The sequence below is a fragment of the Rhodopirellula baltica SH 1 genome (assembly GCF_000196115.1).
Taxonomy (GTDB): domain Bacteria; phylum Planctomycetota; class Planctomycetia; order Pirellulales; family Pirellulaceae; genus Rhodopirellula; species Rhodopirellula baltica.
Genome location: NC_005027.1, coordinates 6,359,592 through 6,375,834, shown reverse-complemented (window position 1 = coordinate 6,375,834; position 16,243 = coordinate 6,359,592). Strand labels below are relative to the sequence as shown.

The following is a 16,243-nucleotide window of genomic DNA, read 5'->3' as shown; positions in this document are numbered from 1 at the left end:
GATTCGCCGGAATTCGGATCCCACCAACTTCAACCATCTGAATTCTGGCGAATCCAGCTACCAAGACTTAGCCATCGGTCGACGTCAGTCGCAAAATCGGCTGTTCATCGTCGGGCCAAGAAACAAACAACTCGGCTTCGAGATTCGCTTGCCCCGCCAGCATCGCGATCAACTGATCCAGCTCTGCCAAGCGTTCAGCAAACATCTTCAAGCTCTTCTGCTGACTCTCAAGTTGGTCCAACTGTTGATCCAAGCGAGCCTCCAAACGCCGCGCCCGTGCACTTTCGGCTCGTGAGACGGCGGCTTCCAACTCAGCGTGCCTCAGGTCCGCCAATTCCATCTGGCGCGTCACCACGGCCAACGTTTGCGAGACATCCTCGCGGTCCGTCCATTGCCATGGCATCGATGGATCCAACCTCGCGCCAAACCGGACGCGGACCGTCATCATCCGCGTCGTTTGGACGTCGACACGAACCACCACCGCTACCGATTCAGAATCTTGCTGGCTTAATACCGCGATGCCTCGCACCTTCCGAGGCGATTCATTTTCGATGGGCTCGACCCAGCCCACATCGACTTCGTCCGGAACTTGCAACTCCATCGTGATTCGAGCCTGCTTCGGCACCGGCGGCGCCGAAAGATCCCATTTCATCTTCACATCACGCTCCGCCAAATCGATGGCAATCGCATCACTTTGCAAACTCGGACGCATGTAAACACGACGTCCCGCAGCGACCTCCATCCGGCCATGAATCAACGAACTCCGATCCGCGTTCCGGGAAGCCGACAACCATTTGAATCGCGAGGCCTGTTCTTTGACATCCACACGAACTTCGGCGATTGCAGTCTCATCCGATTGCCTGATGATGGAAACAACCTCGAGCCGTGCCTCCGCGATTTTGAACTCAGTGACTCGATTTGGAAATCTCAACGCAGCGTCTTGCAACGACAACAACGGCCAAGAACTGCTGTCGGCATCCGAAACATCACCGGACGGAATCGGCGGCAACGAAACGAACAAATCATTTGAATCGCCAACGCTGGATTCCTCCGTGGATGCGGTCACCGCATCCACTTCCATCCCAGCTTGGTCGCCGTCACTCATCACATCCGCTTCCTCGCCACCACCAAACGAGGTTCGGTCTGCATCACCCGCCGCGATCATCGCAGCACCGGAAGATTCGTCGACATCGCTTGCGACTTTGCCGATCGATCGCGAAACCTCACCGTCGGTTGATGTCGTCGCCGCAGCCTGCGATGGAATCAACGCATCCAGCGAAAACGCCGACGTCGTCATCTCGGTTGCCTGGCCCGTCGAAGGACTCGCATCCGCTTTGGTGCCCACAATCTCAGAAGCGTCCAGATCGAAGCTTGTCGTATCGACATTGGTTGCCCCTGATGGTTGTGACGAGACCGTCTCCATCAAATTGCTCAACTCCATCGCCGAGTCATCATCTGTCTCAATGAACCCCGCCGAGAACACATCTGCGTCTTGTCTATGTTGCTGAACTAGCCCTTCAGGTGCGTCCGAAGACATTGCAACTTGCGGATTCGATCTTGGCCACCAGTACAACGCCGCGCCAACGAAGGCCACCCCGGCAACAACGCCGATCCAGATCAATTTGCGATTGGATGGCTTGTTCGACTTTGATCCTGAACCCGCTAGCTCAACTGGATCGCTCAACCGGAGTCCCTCCGACTCGCCATCATCAGCAACCTCCAATCCGCGTTCGCTCTCAATTGCCAGCGAACCGCTCACGGAGTCTTCAACATCGAGGCGCGCGAGTTGCCCACGATAATTGATGCCATGCGTTTGCCAAAAGAGATGGCTTGCCGAGCGAAGCGATACAGCATCCGCATCCGGCGAACCAGAATTGCTAGACCGCTTTTCCGCGTCATCGACCAAGCGGTCCCAAATGTCCGCCGGAGGCTCGCCGAGCCGCTCGATCATGTCAGCCACCGACTCCGTCAAAGTCGGCTCTGAATCGCTCTTGGACGTGGTGTTCATTCGCTACGTTATAGCGAACTGCACCTCGATTTTCCGTGATAGGTGAGGTTGCATTTGCCGCACATATGACCGACGAAATTCGAGTCCGACCGTTCAAATGTCCCGGCAGATTGCGTCAACCAATCATTGATCCAGGAGAAATCTGCCACCGAGCACACTGAGTAGCTGAATTCGCCAGAATTCAGACGTTCGACTCAGCAGGCAATCTGAATTCTGGCGAATCTGGCTACGGAGATATCTGGTTGCCTGCCACAGAGGAATCAGAGTTCATCGAACACAACTTGGAACTGATCCATTGAGCAACCACCACAGCGACACCTCCGTGTCCTCGGTGACCTCTGTGGCTGACTTGCATCCGAAAAGAACCGGTTTGATGGCGAGTTCCAGTGGCCTTGCTAACGCGGCGGATTACGACGAAAGCGAAGTAGCTGGATTCGCCAGAATTCAGATGCACGAATTGGTTGGCGTCCGAATTCTGGCGAATCCGGCTACGACATTTTTGCCTCAACCGGCCGCGTGGTGAGACCACGCGGCTAGGTCAGTATCAGGGAACCAAGAGTGCTGTGCCGGTGACCGCAGCGGCCTGGTACCAAGCACCCTTCAGGCTCAACGGCACTGGTGGGATGATCCAAGGAGCACAGTTGCCAGGACGGTAGTAGCCCAATGCATACTGGCATTCATGCGGCGAGTGCACACCCATCTTGTACGGCAGCACGGCAATGTTCGCGAAGAAGTGTGCCGACGACAGAACCGGTTGCAACACGGGTCCCGCGGTGTGACCGTAACGTTCCAAGTTGACTTCTTCGAAGTACAACGGTTTGTGGCACAAGTTCGACGCAGCCCAGACCACAGTCGTCGGTTTCCAACGACGCGGAGTGAAGGCGACTTGTTCCAGCAAACACTCCGTTGGCAATCCCCAGTTCTCGGAGATGAACCCCAGATCTGCTTCGCTCAGCCGATTGATCGGCAACTCTTCACGAGCCCCGAACTCGGTCACGATCACAGCCTTCTCATAGGCCAGATCAACCAACCGGCCGGTGCCCATCGGACGCCCATCAATGCTTCGCCAAGTCCTGGATTCTTGACGCTCGTCAAAGCGTTCTTTCAGCTTCACGTATTCGTCTTCGTCAATCACATCGGGACGATACGGTGGGCTGATATCCAGCGACACTTGATCGATCGTTTGTGCTGCGATACGAGAGCGGAAGTCGTCGCATGACAACCCGCTGGCTCGGCGGCTTGGGCCATCGTCGTCGCCCATGATCGCAGCGTCGTCGCGATCAGCTTGTGGACGCAAACGGCCTCCGTCTTGAGCTTCCAATTCCATCCGATCCAACTCGTCACGGTTTCGCTGCTCTTCATTGCGGCGATCAAACGGGTTGGACTCAAAGCGGTCCGAAGGCGACGGCTGAGTTTCCAGATCCGATCGCTGCGGTTGCTTTGGCAGATTGGATTCGTCTTGAAGCATGTCGCGAATCGACGAGCCCGAATCAGGTTGCCCCAATGCATCCGGTTGGCCGAATGAATCGGGAGTCATGTCGGGTGAATCCAACCCAGGAACTGGCAGTTCTTCCAATCCCGGTGGAACCATCTCAACGGGTGAGTTGAGTCCGTTGCTGGGTACTGCGTTCGGATTGGCACCCGCTTCATCGCGGAATGGATTGGCGTTCCAATTGGGTCGGTTGCCGCTGCCACTGGCAGGCCCACTATCGCTGGGCATGCCGAATCCGCCCGACGATGGAGGCGAAATGGGTTGTGCGTCGGCGGGCGGTGCAGCATCAAACTCAGGCAGGCCAAAGCCAGATCCGGGTTGCTGCAGGAATGCAGCCGGATGAATTGAATCGGTGGCTGCGTCTTGGTTACGTCGGCTGGTTCCCGACACAACAATCACTGCCGAGCCAGCTTGATCCGCATGACCGTCCGCTGCTTGGTGCATCGGCTGGGCGTGAGCGACCGATTGCTGGAACGATGTTTCGTGTTGCTGAGGAGCTGGCCCTTGGAATGCCGCGTTGCTGATCCGAGCCGCTTCTTCGGATGCAATCTGAGGGCTCTTTCGCCATTGCAAATCCCAACCGGGACGACGCATGGGCGAGTCTTGCGAGGCAGCGGGCTGGCTCGGTTGAGCCTGCAGCAAATCCGCGGTACGCATCCGCGGGATCGGTTGACCAACCGGTTGCACCGGAGCCGGCGAAGTGGTCGCCGTGAGAGGATGCGTGGGTGAGTTCACGCGGGTGGGGCCAAAGCTGTCTTGGGCCATGACCGCCGAACTGGCGGAAAGAGCACCGACGCTGAAGCCGGCCGCGATGCAAGCGGCCAACCATCGTCGGCGGACCAACCTGCCTGGCAATGAACTCAGGCGGCTGGTCGTCGGAACGTTTGCCTCAACCGGCGTCGCCCGAGTGAACATCGGGACTGTAGTTGGGCGCTTCTTGTGTGATCGCAATGTCATGCGGGTGGTTCTCCCTCACCGTAGCGGCCGACACGCGAATGAATTTCGCGTCCCGGCGGAGTTCTTCGATCGTCCGTGTACCGACATATCCCATGCCCGCACGCAAACCACCGACCAACTGGTAGGCGTAATCACTGAGCGGGCCTTTGAACGGCACGCGTCCTTCGACACCTTCGGGGACAAGCTTGCCCGCCTCGGTGCCTTTTTGGCGATACCGATCACTGCTTCCCTTCACCATCGCACCCATCGATCCCATCCCACGGTACGCCTTGAAGGTACGACCTTGGTACAAAATCATCTTGCCAGGACTTTCCGCCAAACCGGCAAACAAACTGCCGATCATCACGGTGCTCGCCCCAGCGGCGATTGCTTTGGTGATGTCACCGCTAAAACGGATTCCTCCGTCCGCAATGACAGGAATGTTCTTCTCTTGAGCGACCTTCACCGCACTTAAAATCGCGGTGACCTGAGGCACTCCAATGCCACTGATCACCCGTGTGGTGCAAATCGATCCCGGACCGATGCCAACCTTCACCGCGTCAGCTCCGGCCGCAATCAAATCTGCTGCGCCCTCGGCCGTTGCGACGTTCCCCGCTACGACATCAATGTCCCATGACTTGTTCTGCTTAATCTCTCGAACGGTTTCAATCACATTGCGGCTGTGTCCATGAGCCGAGTCGACCACCAGCACGTCGACACCTTTGCCGATCAAGCTTTCCGCTCGTTCATAGTCACCCACGCCAATCGCGGCTCCGACCCGAAGACGTCCCTGCGGATCTTTGCAGGCCCGCGGGTAACGCTTCATCATGTCGATGTCGCGAATCGTGATTAACCCCGTCAGTTTTCTTTCTTCGTCAATCAGGAGAAGTTTCTCGACCCTTTTTTCCGTTAAAATCTTCTCAGCTTGCGCAAGCGTTACATTCCCAACCGCCGTGACCAAGTTTTCACGTGTCATTACCTGGGAAATGGGCATGTCGGGGTCTTCCAAGAACCTCAGATCACGCCGCGTCAAAATTCCCGCCAGAGTGCGATCATCCTCGACAATCGGGATCCCGGAGACGTTTGCCCGGTCCATCAACTCCGCCGCCGCACTGACTTTTTGAGCGGGATTCAATGTCACCGGATTGACGATGATCCCGTTGGCCGAGCGTTTGACCTTCAGGACCTCTTCAGTCTGTCGTCGAACCGACAAATTCTTGTGCACAATGCCCAAACCGCCCTCTTTCGCCAGGGCAATCGCCATTTCGGACTCGGTCACCGTGTCCATCGGAGACGAGATCAGCGGGATCTGCAGCCGAATTCGCTGGGTCATCTGGCTGCTGACGTCCACCTCGCTAGGCACGACCTCGCTGTATCGAGGTTGCAACAGGACATCGTCGAAGGTTACTCCGAGGTCGCCGATTTTGTCGTCAAACATGCCGTTTTCGTTCCCACGAGGTCGTGGGCATCCAAATGTGATGCGATGGGGAAAACGAGCGATTATGACGCTCGCCGCGGTCGAGTTGTAGGGCACCTTGCCAGACTGTCGACGAAAGCGGGTAGATGCGCCCAAGTTGTCGGCTCGCGTCGCCGAATTCGGACCTCAGACGAACGCAAATCTCTGAATTCTGGCGAATCCAGCCACCAGCGACCAAGAACACATCACCCTCCCCCTGGGAGGGTCGAGCGAGGCGAGGGGAGGGCACACGCGTTGGATTCAATCCCTGCCTCCCGCACCAATCCCATCGCCGAATTCATCCAGCAATCAGCCGCCCCACCATCACAACCCGCCGCGTCAGCAAGGCCCCCAGCCCCAACCGCGCCCCCACAACTCGCTTCATTTCACACTCCGGCCTTTCCAACTCAACGCCATGTCCACGACGACAGCCAATGCTGACGCCGACGATTCCGCCCCGCCACGCGCGGTGGACATTCGGCGCGATATCCCAGCACTCCTGCTGGTCGCGTTGACTGCGTTAACGTTGGTTTCCGTTTTGACGCACGACCCCGCTGATCCGGTCCCCACACCGTTTTGGCCCCTGAATCAATTCTTCACACCTGATCTGGCTGTCTATCCCGCCAACGATGTCGTCCAAAACGCATGCGGTTCGCTCGGCGCGTTGATTTCCTCGATGCTGCTCAGCGCCGTCGGCATTGGATCGTCCCTGGTAATCTCGGCCGGCGGAGGCATCGCGACCGCCTTGTTGATTCGCGGTCACATGAACGCGCCCGTTCTGCGTTCGCTCGGTGGCTGCATCACCTTGCTGGCCGTGACCACCGCCGCCGCGATGACCGACATCGAACTGAACGGCATGCCCGTCGTCGGCAACGGTGGCTACCTCGGTGCAATGACCTCGACGTTCCTGCTGCAACACTTCCACCCCGTCGGCTCTTGGATTCTCACACTGACGGTGCTGTCAGTCGGCTTGTTGCTGACAACGGATTACATGTTGGTCTACGCCGGACGAACCGTGCTGTTTGGCGGTGCCAAAGTTTCACGCCGCGGCTTCGCCAAAGCCGCCAAGGCGATGCCGGTCACGCTTCGACGCAGACGGCAACCATTCAGCGACCTCGATGGCCCCATCTTGATCGATGGTGATGAATCCGATGCATCATTGGATCCCAACGGTGGCCGCATCGATCCGCCTGAACCAGCCGAGAGCGGGCCTACAATCAAGCTTCGCAATCCCAAAGAACGCGAAGCAGCCGCAGAAGACGAAACCGAAGAAGCGGAAGAAGCAACACCCGCCAATGGGCTTGCGAAAGTCGCCAAGCTCGGTGCTGCCGGTTTAGCTGCCGCGGCGGGAATCGGCACCAGCCTCAAGAAGTCGAAGGAAGCTCCCGAGGAACTCGAAGAAGAATACGAGTACGAGGAATGGGAAGAGGAGGAAGAAGAAGCTCCCACGCGTGACTTGGAAGTCGAAGGCGAACCGACGACGCTGCGCAACGACTCTGCGCACGACGAAAGCCCATCGCCGACGATCAAGATGCCTAAGAAGAAAGACGCCAAACAAGAGCTCTATGACTCGGTCCAAGAAGGCGCCCCCGAAGGCATCTCGCAGTATCACTTGCCCAGTCTCGAACTGCTCGAAGGCAGCGACGGGTTTGACTACGAAGAACAACACGCCGAAGCATTGCAGAAGAGCGCGATGCTGCAACAAACCATTCGCAGCTTTGGCTTCAACGTCACCGTCACCAACGTCGAAATCGGTCCGGTCATCGCGCAGTACGAATTGGAACTTGAACGCGGCCTGCGTCTGAACAAGATCACCGCGCTCGCCGATGACCTCGCCATCGCCCTGCGAGTCCCCAGCGTTCGCGTCGTTGCACCGATCCCCGGCAAGAACACCGTCGGCATTGAAGTCCCCAACGAGATCCGACAAGTCGTCCGGCTTCGCGATGTCATCGAAGAATCCGATTCGCGGATCTCGAAGATGAACATCCCGGTCTTCCTAGGCAAAGACGTCTCGGGCGAACCGATGCCGGTCGACTTGGCCAAGATGCCTCACCTGTTGATCGCAGGTCGAACCGGTACCGGTAAATCGGTGTGTCTCAACGCGATCATCACCAGCATCCTGATGTGCTGCCGGCCCGACGAAGTCCGCTTGTTGATGATTGACCCCAAGATGGTCGAACTGTCTGGCTATGGCCGGCTGCCTCACCTGATGCACCCCGTCATCACGGACATGAAGAAAGCCGAAGCGATCCTTGGCTGGGCCGTTGAAAAGATGGAAGAGCGCTACTCACTGCTCGCCAAAGCCGGTGTGCGTCACATCAACAGCTTCAATGACCTCGGCCGCGATGAAGTCCTGCGTCGTTTGGAAGTCGATGAAGACGACGAGAACACGGACGTGCCAGACAAGCTTCCCTTCATCGTCATCATCGCCGACGAAATGGCCGACTTGATGATGACGGCGGGCAAAGACGTCGAGCAACACATCATCCGTTTGGCTCAAAAGAGTCGGGCGGTTGGAATTCACTTGATCTTGGCAACGCAAAAGCCAACCGTGGACGTCATCACGGGTCTGATCAAATCGAACTTGCCCGCACGTCTGAGTTTCCAGGTCGCCAGTAAAACGGACAGCCGCGTTGTGCTCGATGAGAACGGAGCGGACAAGCTGCTCGGCAACGGTGACATGTTGTTCCTGTGGCCCGGCACCAGCACGCTGATTCGAGGGCAGGGGACTTACCTGTCTGACGCTGAGATCGATCGTGTCTGTGACCACTGCAGCAGTGGCGGCGAACAGCAATTCGTCGGCGAGCTGATGAACTTGAAGATCAACGACGAAGAAGGCGACGCATCCGAGATGGACGTCGACAAGCTTCGCAAGCGAGATGAGTTGTACGAATCCGCCATCGAAGTCGTGATTCGCGAAGGCCGCGGGTCGTTGTCGCTGATTCAGCGTTGCCTAGGGATCGGCTATGGACGAGCCGCACGATTGGTCGACTACATGGCCGAAGACGGCATCGTCGGCCAGTACAACGGGTCCAAGTCACGCGAAGTCTTGCTGACAATGGAACAGTGGAACGCGATGCAAGGCATCACCGACGACTCCGGCGGAACCACCGCCACCCCCAAAGCCTCCTCGCAAACCGAAGCCGAAGAAGAGTACGAAGACGAGGAAGAGGAAGAAGAGTACTACGACGAAGAAGAATACGAGGACGACGACTACGAAGACGTCTGACAACGCCCCCATCCCGCCGTAACCGGATTCGCTAGAATTCGGACCAGCCTCCCAAAATCACAACGCGCCGCGTTAGCAAGCCAGCACCAACTCCCAACGCAGCCGTAGGCCATGTTCCACATGGCATCCCAACCGATGCTTCACCAGAAGCGAGCCGTCCTCCCCACGCCCAACCCCATCCTTGCACCACGCACCACCGTCACAACCCGCCGCGTCAGCAAGACCGCCCACACTCGTAGCCGGATTCGCCAGAATTCGGACCTCACCACGTCAACCATCTGAATTCTCGCGAATCCAGCTACCAACATCACAACCCGACGCGTGAGCGAGGGACCAAACTGAATTCTGGCGAATCCAGCGACAGACGTAGGCCAGGTTATCACCTGGCACCCCAGCCGATGCTTTGGAACAAAGCGAGGCGTCCAGCCGATCCCGCAAGCCCCAGCGACGTCCGTCCAGCCACCCCGCCAGGTACAACCTGGCCTACGACGCCCCCGTCACAACCCGCCACGTCAGCAAGGGCCCCACACGCTCGCATCTGGATTCGCGTAGACAAGCCTTTGGTGTCTGGACACACCTCACTTGCAACATTGAATTCACCCTCCTGAACGCAGTTGGGGAGGGTCGGAATGCGAGCGTCCAGCGAGAATTCCGGGGAGGGCCAAACGCGTATTTCCCCAGGCTGAGCCTCACTCACGTATCGGGTTAGGAAAGGTGACTTGCTCGCGCCCGATCTCTGCGTGCGCAGCAAGCGAGAGTCACAACCCGCCGCGTCAGCGAGGGACCGCCCACCCACTCACCCATCCGAATTCTTGGCGAATCCGGCCACCTCATCGCTTCCCACGCGCACTGTTCCAATACGCATCCATCTCCTCCAGCGTCGGAATCTCCACCGGCCGCACCACGCGGAACCCAACCCACGACGCGTCCGTGTGATACCACAGACTCTTGGGCAATTGCGGATCCTGTTGCTTCCAATCTTCGGAGCTACCCAGCCGCGCCGCTGACCGCAGCCGATCCGGGTCATCGAACCAACTGCCGCCACGAACCACTCGCGGATACAACCGCTCCGGCACCGTCCAAGGGTTGATCAACACACCGCCCTCTTCGGGCACCGGATATGACTCCCCATAAGCGTCCGCGGTCCACTCCGACACATTGCCGTGCATGTCATGCAGCCCCCACGGGTTCGGCTTCTTCGTGCCGACCTTCTGATACTTGTCATTGCTGTTGTCGTAGTACCAACCGTGCTCATCCAGGTCGCCCTCGCCGAATGAGTACGCGGACGTCGTCCCAGCCCGGCAGGCATACTCCCACTCAGCTTCCGTTGGCAGCCGATAGAAGTGTCCCGTTTGCGCACTCAGCCACTGGCAATACTTGTTGGCCGCGTGCTGAGTCATGCAGATGGCGGGATAGCCCGATTGTCCCATCCCAAAGCTCATCTCGGTGTAGGGCGGCGTCGGCTGACTGACCCCATCGACCGCATCGTGGGTCGCCGGGTCAAAGTCCGTCCATCCACCATGCTTTTCGCGGCGGACCTCGGTCATCATGAACGGCTCGTACTCATCCCAAGTCACCTCGTGTTTGCCCATCCAAAACGGCGAGACCTTCACCTTCCTCCGCGGCCCTTCATCCTCCAACCGATCGGCTTCATCCTCCGGGCTGCCCATCAAAAACTCACCACCCGGGATCGCGATCAAATCAAACTCCACCCCCGACTTCGGAATTGTCTCCTTATAGTTCTGCGTCGTCCCCGCGGCGATCCCATCTTCCGCCGATGTCTCCTTCGCAAGAATCCCTTCACGAATCCGCTTCAGCAAAGCCGCATCATCCAATGAAACCTCCGGAGTCACCTTCACCGGCGCAGTTGCATCTTGCGCAGAAGCTTCCCATGCATTTCCAGCACCGACCACGCACAACAAACCCACCAAGCCAAACCAAACCCAACCGCCAAAACGCATCACAAGACAATCCCATCAAGAGGCAAGAATCCCCCGCATTCTAGCTCAACGAAGCCGCGAACGCGGCTTGCTGTTGGCCACGCCCTCAAGCTTGCACAGCAAGCGAGCGTCATACCCCGCCGCGTCAGCAAGGCCACCCCGCATCCGTTTTAGCCACAGAGAGCACCGAGTTCACAGAGAACCAACCGAACTCAATCAGAAATTCACCATCAACCAAGAACATCTCCGTGCTCTCGGCAGCTCGATTCCAGACTGCACCGAATTCTTGGAGATCTGGCGACGAATTTCCCAGCCTCACTCACGTGTCGGGTTATGACTGGTGGCGTCACCACGCCCGATCTCTGCAGCCATCGCAAGCAGGCTTTCCAACCCGCCGCGTCAGCAAGGCCTCTCCAATCACTTCACCGCGCGAGATCCACGTCGCCGCCACCCCATGCCAGCGGCCAGCCCTGCCACCAGCATTCCAGCCGCTCCGGGCTCGGGAACTGCGGACGCCTGGATCAGATACGGTGTCACTTGAATGAATCTTGAGCCATCCAGATCCGCTTGCACAAACCGACTTTCAAAGATGGTTTCGACCTCGCCCGCCGTCAACGTGGTGTCGTTGTTCAGCCGCGGTCCCATCAAACCCTCGCCACCCGTGTGCCCCAGATTGAGGTTATGGCCGATCTCATGAGCAATCAACTCGGCTCCGAACGCTCCCGCAGCAAAGTCCGATTCGACAATCAAGACCGGACCATTGACCGCCCCACAACCCACCGCCGCTGGGATATCACCGCCACACCAAGAGATTTGGTCGGTGTAGAAAACATTCAAATGCGAATTGAGATCGCCCACGGTATCGCGAGCGTAATCGAACAGCGAAAAGTAATCCGCTTCCGAATCAAAGTTCAGCAACCCCGAATCCGCGATCGTCACGATCTCGCCAAACCGAATGTCGATCGGGCTGCTCCCGAAAGACTCTTGGCGGAAGATCAAATCCACCCCAGCCTCCTGAGTCGTCACCACCGCGGCGGATGCTTCCGTCGCAGTCCAGAATGCTTGGCTCGCGCCGAAACAAACCGCCAACCAACCAATCAACAGCATTGACCAACGATTCATTCCACCATCCCTGTAAAACCCCTAAACAAGATCGAACCAAGCAACAATCCTACCAGGCCGTCACTCACTCCATCCACCGTCATCGGAATCAACTCCGTTCGCCTCACTCACGTCTTGCGTGATGACAGCTGCGTTCACCCACTCCCGACCTCCGCTTGCGCAGCAAGCAGACGTCCCAATCCGCAGCGTGAGCAAGGCCACTCCAACTCACGACGCAGCCGGACTCATCTGAATTCGGACTTCAGCCCTATTCATCCCCGATTTGCCGAATCAGCAAAGAACACTCCGCACGTAGCCTCACTGACGTTTCGGGTGATGACAGATGACTTGCACACGCCCGAACGCTGCTTGCCCAACAAGCGAGAGTCATCACCCGCCGCGCGCACCGCGTGTAGGCCACCTTCCACGTGGCACCCCAATCGATGCTTCACAAGAAGCGAGTCGTCCCGTCCACAACCCCAGTGGAATTGCCCACGAAAAGTTGACAGTGGACCGGTCTTAAGGGAAAGGTAAACGGTGAGTCCTGTGAGTCAGGACTCACTTACGAGTGACGGTTCTTTGATCGCTTGCTCGAAATCGATTGGACTGAGGTAGCCCAGCGACGAGTGCAAGCGATGAGGGTTGTAAAATCGTTCGATGTAGTCAGATACGCCGCGTGTGGCGTGTTCGTGCGTGTCGTAAATCTGCTGTGCTTCCTCGGTTTTGTAACTCTTGAAGAACGATTCCATCGGTGCGTTGTCGTAGCAGTTCCCGCGACGGCTCATGCTTTGAACTAGCCCACTGGCTGCCAGGCGTCTGCGGAAATGATCGCTCGCGAATTGGGAGCCACGATCGCTGTGAACGATCAGGCCCGCGTTTGGCTTGCGAAAAGTAAGTGCTTGATCGAATGCCCCGACCACCAATTCCGAATCCATGTTCCGGCTCGTTTTCCAGCTGACAATCTTGCGGGAATGCAGGTCAACGAATGCACAGAGGTAAGTGGAGCCTTCTTGGGTTGGGATGTAGGTGATGTCCGTTAGCCAGACGCGATTGATTGCCTCGGTCGTGAAGTTTTGGCCAAGCAAATTTGAGGCGATGGGCTGATCATGATTGGAGTCAGTGGTCGATATTCTGAATTTGGTGCGGCGATTGGCTTGTATTCCCGCATGACGCATGCATTTGGCGACGGTATTTCGGCAGCACACCACACCGCGTTTGACTATTGCTCGTTGCATTCGCGGGCTTCCATACGCATCGTGATGTTTTTCCAGTCGGATTTCCTTGACGGCTTGAATGATTTGGGTTTGCTTGATCTCGGTGGCTGTGGGACCGCGACCGGCGAATCGGTAATAAGCGGCGCGAGTGACTTCGAGGGTTCGGCAGAGCACTGCGATCGGCCAGCGATCGCGGCACTCTCCAATGAACTTCAACCTCAGTGACTTTCTTTGGCGAAGAATGCCGTCGCTTTTTTTAAAATGTCGCGTTCCATCTTGAGTTGACGATTCTCTTCGCGAAGTCGTCTCAGCTCGGCTTCAATGGATTGGCTACCAACTACTTCGGCCTGGAATGTTCCGTCTTCGTCAAAAGACTTCTTCCACTTGCGAATCAAGCTGTCCCCGATCCCCAAGTCTTTAGCGACAGCGGTGTACGACAAGCCTTGTTCGATGACTTTCTTGACTGCGGCCAGCTTGTATTCGCGGCTAAATGTTCGACGTTTGTCCATGGATCGGTTCTCCTGTCAGAGAAGTCTGACGTGCGCCGGCCCACTGTCAACTTTTCGTGGGCAATTCCACAGCGTTGGCAAGGCCGCACCACCGTAGCCGGACTCGCCAGAATTCGGATCTCACCAACTCGCGCATCTGAATTCTGGCGAATCCAGCTACAACAGCCTCATCGTCCAGCAAGGACCAGTCCGCACGGAGCCTCACTCACGTTTCGGGTTAGGACTGCCCAACCGTGCGTTTCACAACCCGCAGCATCAGCAAGGATCTTACCCCGAACCACAACCCGCAGCGTTAGCAAGGCCACGCCCCAATCTGACTCACATCCGAGCCCGAAACGCAAGCGAGCGGCCGGTTTTTCGTCTCGGGCGGGCAACCTCTTCGTCACAACGGAAAAGCCGATCCCATCGCCGGATTCGCCAGAATCCGAACCGAACATCCGCTTTCCAACCCGCCGCGTCAGCAAGGCCTCTCCAATCACATCACCGCGCGAGACCGACGTCGCCGCCACCCCATCCCAGCGGCAAGTCCGGCGATTAGCATCCCCCCCGTTCCCGGTTCTGGGACGGCGGTGGCACTCGCTGTCGTGAACCCGATGTCCCGGAAGGAGGCCAGAGTCAATTCACTGATGAACGAGTTCGGGTTCAACCACCCCGTCATCAGCTCATCCCGCATGTCGCGTCCCAGTGAATCCGTGATCCCGGTCAAACCTGATCCATCGAGATTCTCATTCCAGTGACCACCTGCCGTTCCAGGCCCACCTTCGGTCTCAATATCAGGAGTTCCCGATTGTCCAAACTCCGACTGCCAAATCGCAGTGGCCTCCGCCCCAATGAATTCGTCACCGGTGAGATTGGTGACTCCATTGAACCCCCACAACGTGCCAAAGCCGAGAGAATGACCCAACTCATGTAGAATCAGGGAATCCAATGAACCATTGTTGAAGAGAACGTCAATGTCATCGGAATCAAACGTCATGTCACTGTCGGTCGCCAACCAGAAGCCCGATTCATCGAGTGCGAATGCGGTCGGCCCCGCCGACCCGAGGGTTCCGCCAACACCATCGTCCACAGCAAGATTTGCCGTCACGAAAACTGTCGAGACGGTTTGTCCCACGCTGTAGCTGCTGCCTAAAGGGGCCTGCACGACTCCATCCTGATATCCGACCAGAAGGGATTCCCAAGTGTTCGCAGCATTGGTGAATGCAGATTGATACTGCGCCGGGCCGGTGTAATCGATGTCAATGACAAGGGCCGCTGAGGCGGAGCTCGTTGTCCAAAGCAGCAAGGCAATCGCGTACAAGACTCGCATGTCGATGAATCACCTGAAGAAAAGAAAGGAATCGCGGAACAATCCCATGCGAATCATGTCCTCGTCAGATCGTAGTTGATCCCGCCAGGGTTCAGAATCGCCTTGGAACACGTCCGCAAACAAGTTGCCTCGTTAGCGGAACGGCGCAAGCCGTCCGGTGCTTCGAAACCGGAGGGCTAGCGCCCTGCCGCTACAAAGCAATGAGGTGACCTATTTGCGAACGAGTCCGTACCCGTTGCCGGCCCAGCGACAAACAGGTCACGAAGGGATACGGGCACACTCCCAGCCTAATCCACCGACACGATCCTGCCTGCTCGCGCATGAAAAAACCGCGTGCAAAGTTGCACGCGGTTTCAATTTCAAGTCAAGACCGCTGGAAATCGATCAAACAGCCTGCGACTTGTTCTTCTTCGACTTGCGACGCCGGCGTGCTGCCACGCCAGCACAAACCAAACCGCAAATCGCGAATGAAGTCGGCTCCGGGACGGCTGTCACCGTTATTTGGCCACCAGTGACGGAGAGTGCTCCACCGGGTGCAGTGAAGGAACCCGCAGTAGGCGAGTCAACATTGAACTGAACAGGAAAGTTTCCGAAAGTGAACGACAATGGAACCGGTCCCGTGAATGTCCCATCAGTCGTCACAAGAATATTGAAAAGTGTTCGCGAGTCACTGATCGTTCCACCAGTAACATCATTGGCGATCCCGTCGTAGTTCTGGGTAAACGGCGGTGAAGCCAGAGGTCCCGTACCACTCAGAGTGACCGTATTGATCGGATTCACGTCGACGAAAGAAAAGCCAGTCACTCCCGTTGGAAGGTTATAGCCATCATTGCCAATGTCCAATGGCAAATTGTATGAATCTAGCGTGTCTCCATCGGTCAACGTCACCGTCACTGCCAAAACCGCCGTTTCGCCCGGTGTGATGTCATCATCAACAATGTCGAAGACGATAGCTGCCTGCGTAGAACACGGCATCAGGCAAACCGCCAATAGTCCAACCCAAAAAACTCGCATCTCAAATATCCCGCAAAGTAAAGAAAGAGGTTTCA

10 protein-coding genes and 1 pseudogene are annotated in these 16,243 nt (G+C 57.3%); 3 read left to right on the top strand and 8 right to left on the bottom strand.

The features are described from left to right. Positions 1–67 precede the first annotated feature (67 nt). The 3 genes from RB_RS24525 to guaB form a co-directional block, all read right to left on the bottom strand. Complete coding sequence (locus tag RB_RS24525) at positions 68–2,008, bottom strand: membrane protein (protein WP_011123447.1); 1,941 nt, start codon at positions 2,006–2,008, stop codon at positions 68–70. A gap of 544 nt (positions 2,009–2,552) precedes the next feature. Next, the gene (locus RB_RS24520; RefSeq protein ID WP_164922463.1) at positions 2,553–4,415 is read right to left on the bottom strand and encodes a hypothetical protein; all 1,863 of its coding nucleotides are present in this window, start codon (positions 4,413–4,415) and stop codon (positions 2,553–2,555) included. Next, complete coding sequence (gene guaB, locus RB_RS24515; RefSeq protein ID WP_007325011.1) at positions 4,390–5,874, bottom strand: IMP dehydrogenase; 1,485 nt, start codon at positions 5,872–5,874, stop codon at positions 4,390–4,392. The genes RB_RS24520 and guaB overlap by 26 nt, the downstream gene beginning before the upstream one ends. Before the next feature lie 433 nt (positions 5,875–6,307). Between guaB and RB_RS24510 the strand changes: the two genes are divergently transcribed. The 3 genes and pseudogenes from RB_RS24510 (at position 6,308) to RB_RS28245 (ending at position 9,830) form a co-directional block, all read left to right on the top strand. Then, positions 6,308–9,121, top strand: a complete 2,814-nt coding sequence (locus RB_RS24510) for an FtsK/SpoIIIE family DNA translocase (protein ID WP_011123442.1) — start codon at positions 6,308–6,310, stop codon at positions 9,119–9,121. Positions 9,122–9,463: 342 nt separating this feature from the next. Further along, positions 9,464–9,583: pseudogene (locus RB_RS28645) on the top strand (DUF1589 domain-containing protein); the annotation flags it as partial. Next, on the top strand, positions 9,525–9,830 hold the full coding sequence (locus RB_RS28245; RefSeq protein WP_231845951.1) for a DUF1589 domain-containing protein: 306 nt from the start codon (positions 9,525–9,527) through the stop codon (positions 9,828–9,830). The pseudogene RB_RS28645 and the gene RB_RS28245, both read left to right, overlap by 59 nt. 121 nt (positions 9,831–9,951) lie before the next feature. Here the strand turns inward: RB_RS28245 and RB_RS24500 are convergent, their stop codons facing one another. The 5 genes from RB_RS24500 to RB_RS24480 all read right to left on the bottom strand — a co-directional run bounded on the left by RB_RS24500 (position 9,952) and on the right by RB_RS24480 (position 16,169). After that, on the bottom strand, positions 9,952–11,082 hold the full coding sequence (locus RB_RS24500; RefSeq protein ID WP_164922462.1) for a formylglycine-generating enzyme family protein: 1,131 nt from the start codon (positions 11,080–11,082) through the stop codon (positions 9,952–9,954). A gap of 396 nt (positions 11,083–11,478) precedes the next feature. Further along, positions 11,479–12,183: a PEP-CTERM sorting domain-containing protein gene (locus RB_RS24495; protein WP_011123436.1), complete on the bottom strand. Its 705-nt coding sequence runs from the start codon at positions 12,181–12,183 to the stop codon at positions 11,479–11,481. A gap of 530 nt (positions 12,184–12,713) precedes the next feature. Further along, positions 12,714–13,885 (bottom strand): IS3-like element ISRba6 family transposase gene (locus RB_RS24490; protein ID WP_164921275.1). Its coding sequence is split into 2 segments (ribosomal slippage): positions 12,714–13,636 and positions 13,636–13,885, totalling 1,173 coding nucleotides; the frame shifts between segments, so codons are not numbered across the junction. A 475-nt stretch (positions 13,886–14,360) separates the two neighbouring features. Beyond that, positions 14,361–15,194 carry a PEP-CTERM sorting domain-containing protein gene (locus RB_RS24485; protein ID WP_011123432.1) on the bottom strand — a complete coding sequence of 278 codons (834 nt, stop codon included), beginning with the start codon at positions 15,192–15,194 and terminating at the stop codon, positions 14,361–14,363. Between the two features lie 384 nt (positions 15,195–15,578). Then, positions 15,579–16,169, bottom strand: a complete 591-nt coding sequence (locus RB_RS24480) for a PEP-CTERM sorting domain-containing protein (protein WP_164922461.1) — start codon at positions 16,167–16,169, stop codon at positions 15,579–15,581. Between the last annotated feature and the right edge of the window lie 74 nt (positions 16,170–16,243).

Bases quoted from the DNA above. Each gene is read 5' to 3' on its own strand.
- guaB (WP_007325011.1), bottom strand. From the start codon at position 5,874: ATGTTTGACGACAAAATCGGCGACCTCGGAGTAACCTTCGACGATGTC.
- RB_RS24480 (WP_164922461.1), bottom strand. From the start codon at position 16,169: ATGCCGTGTTCTACGCAGGCAGCTATCGTCTTCGACATTGTTGATGAT.
- RB_RS24525 (WP_011123447.1), bottom strand. From the start codon at position 2,008: ATGAACACCACGTCCAAGAGCGATTCAGAGCCGACTTTGACGGAGTCG.
- RB_RS24485 (WP_011123432.1), bottom strand. From the start codon at position 15,194: ATGCGAGTCTTGTACGCGATTGCCTTGCTGCTTTGGACAACGAGCTCC.
- RB_RS24500 (WP_164922462.1), bottom strand. From the start codon at position 11,082: ATGCGTTTTGGCGGTTGGGTTTGGTTTGGCTTGGTGGGTTTGTTGTGC.
- RB_RS24495 (WP_011123436.1), bottom strand. From the start codon at position 12,183: ATGAATCGTTGGTCAATGCTGTTGATTGGTTGGTTGGCGGTTTGTTTC.
- RB_RS24510 (WP_011123442.1), top strand. From the start codon at position 6,308: ATGTCCACGACGACAGCCAATGCTGACGCCGACGATTCCGCCCCGCCA.
- RB_RS24520 (WP_164922463.1), bottom strand. From the start codon at position 4,415: ATGTTCACTCGGGCGACGCCGGTTGAGGCAAACGTTCCGACGACCAGC.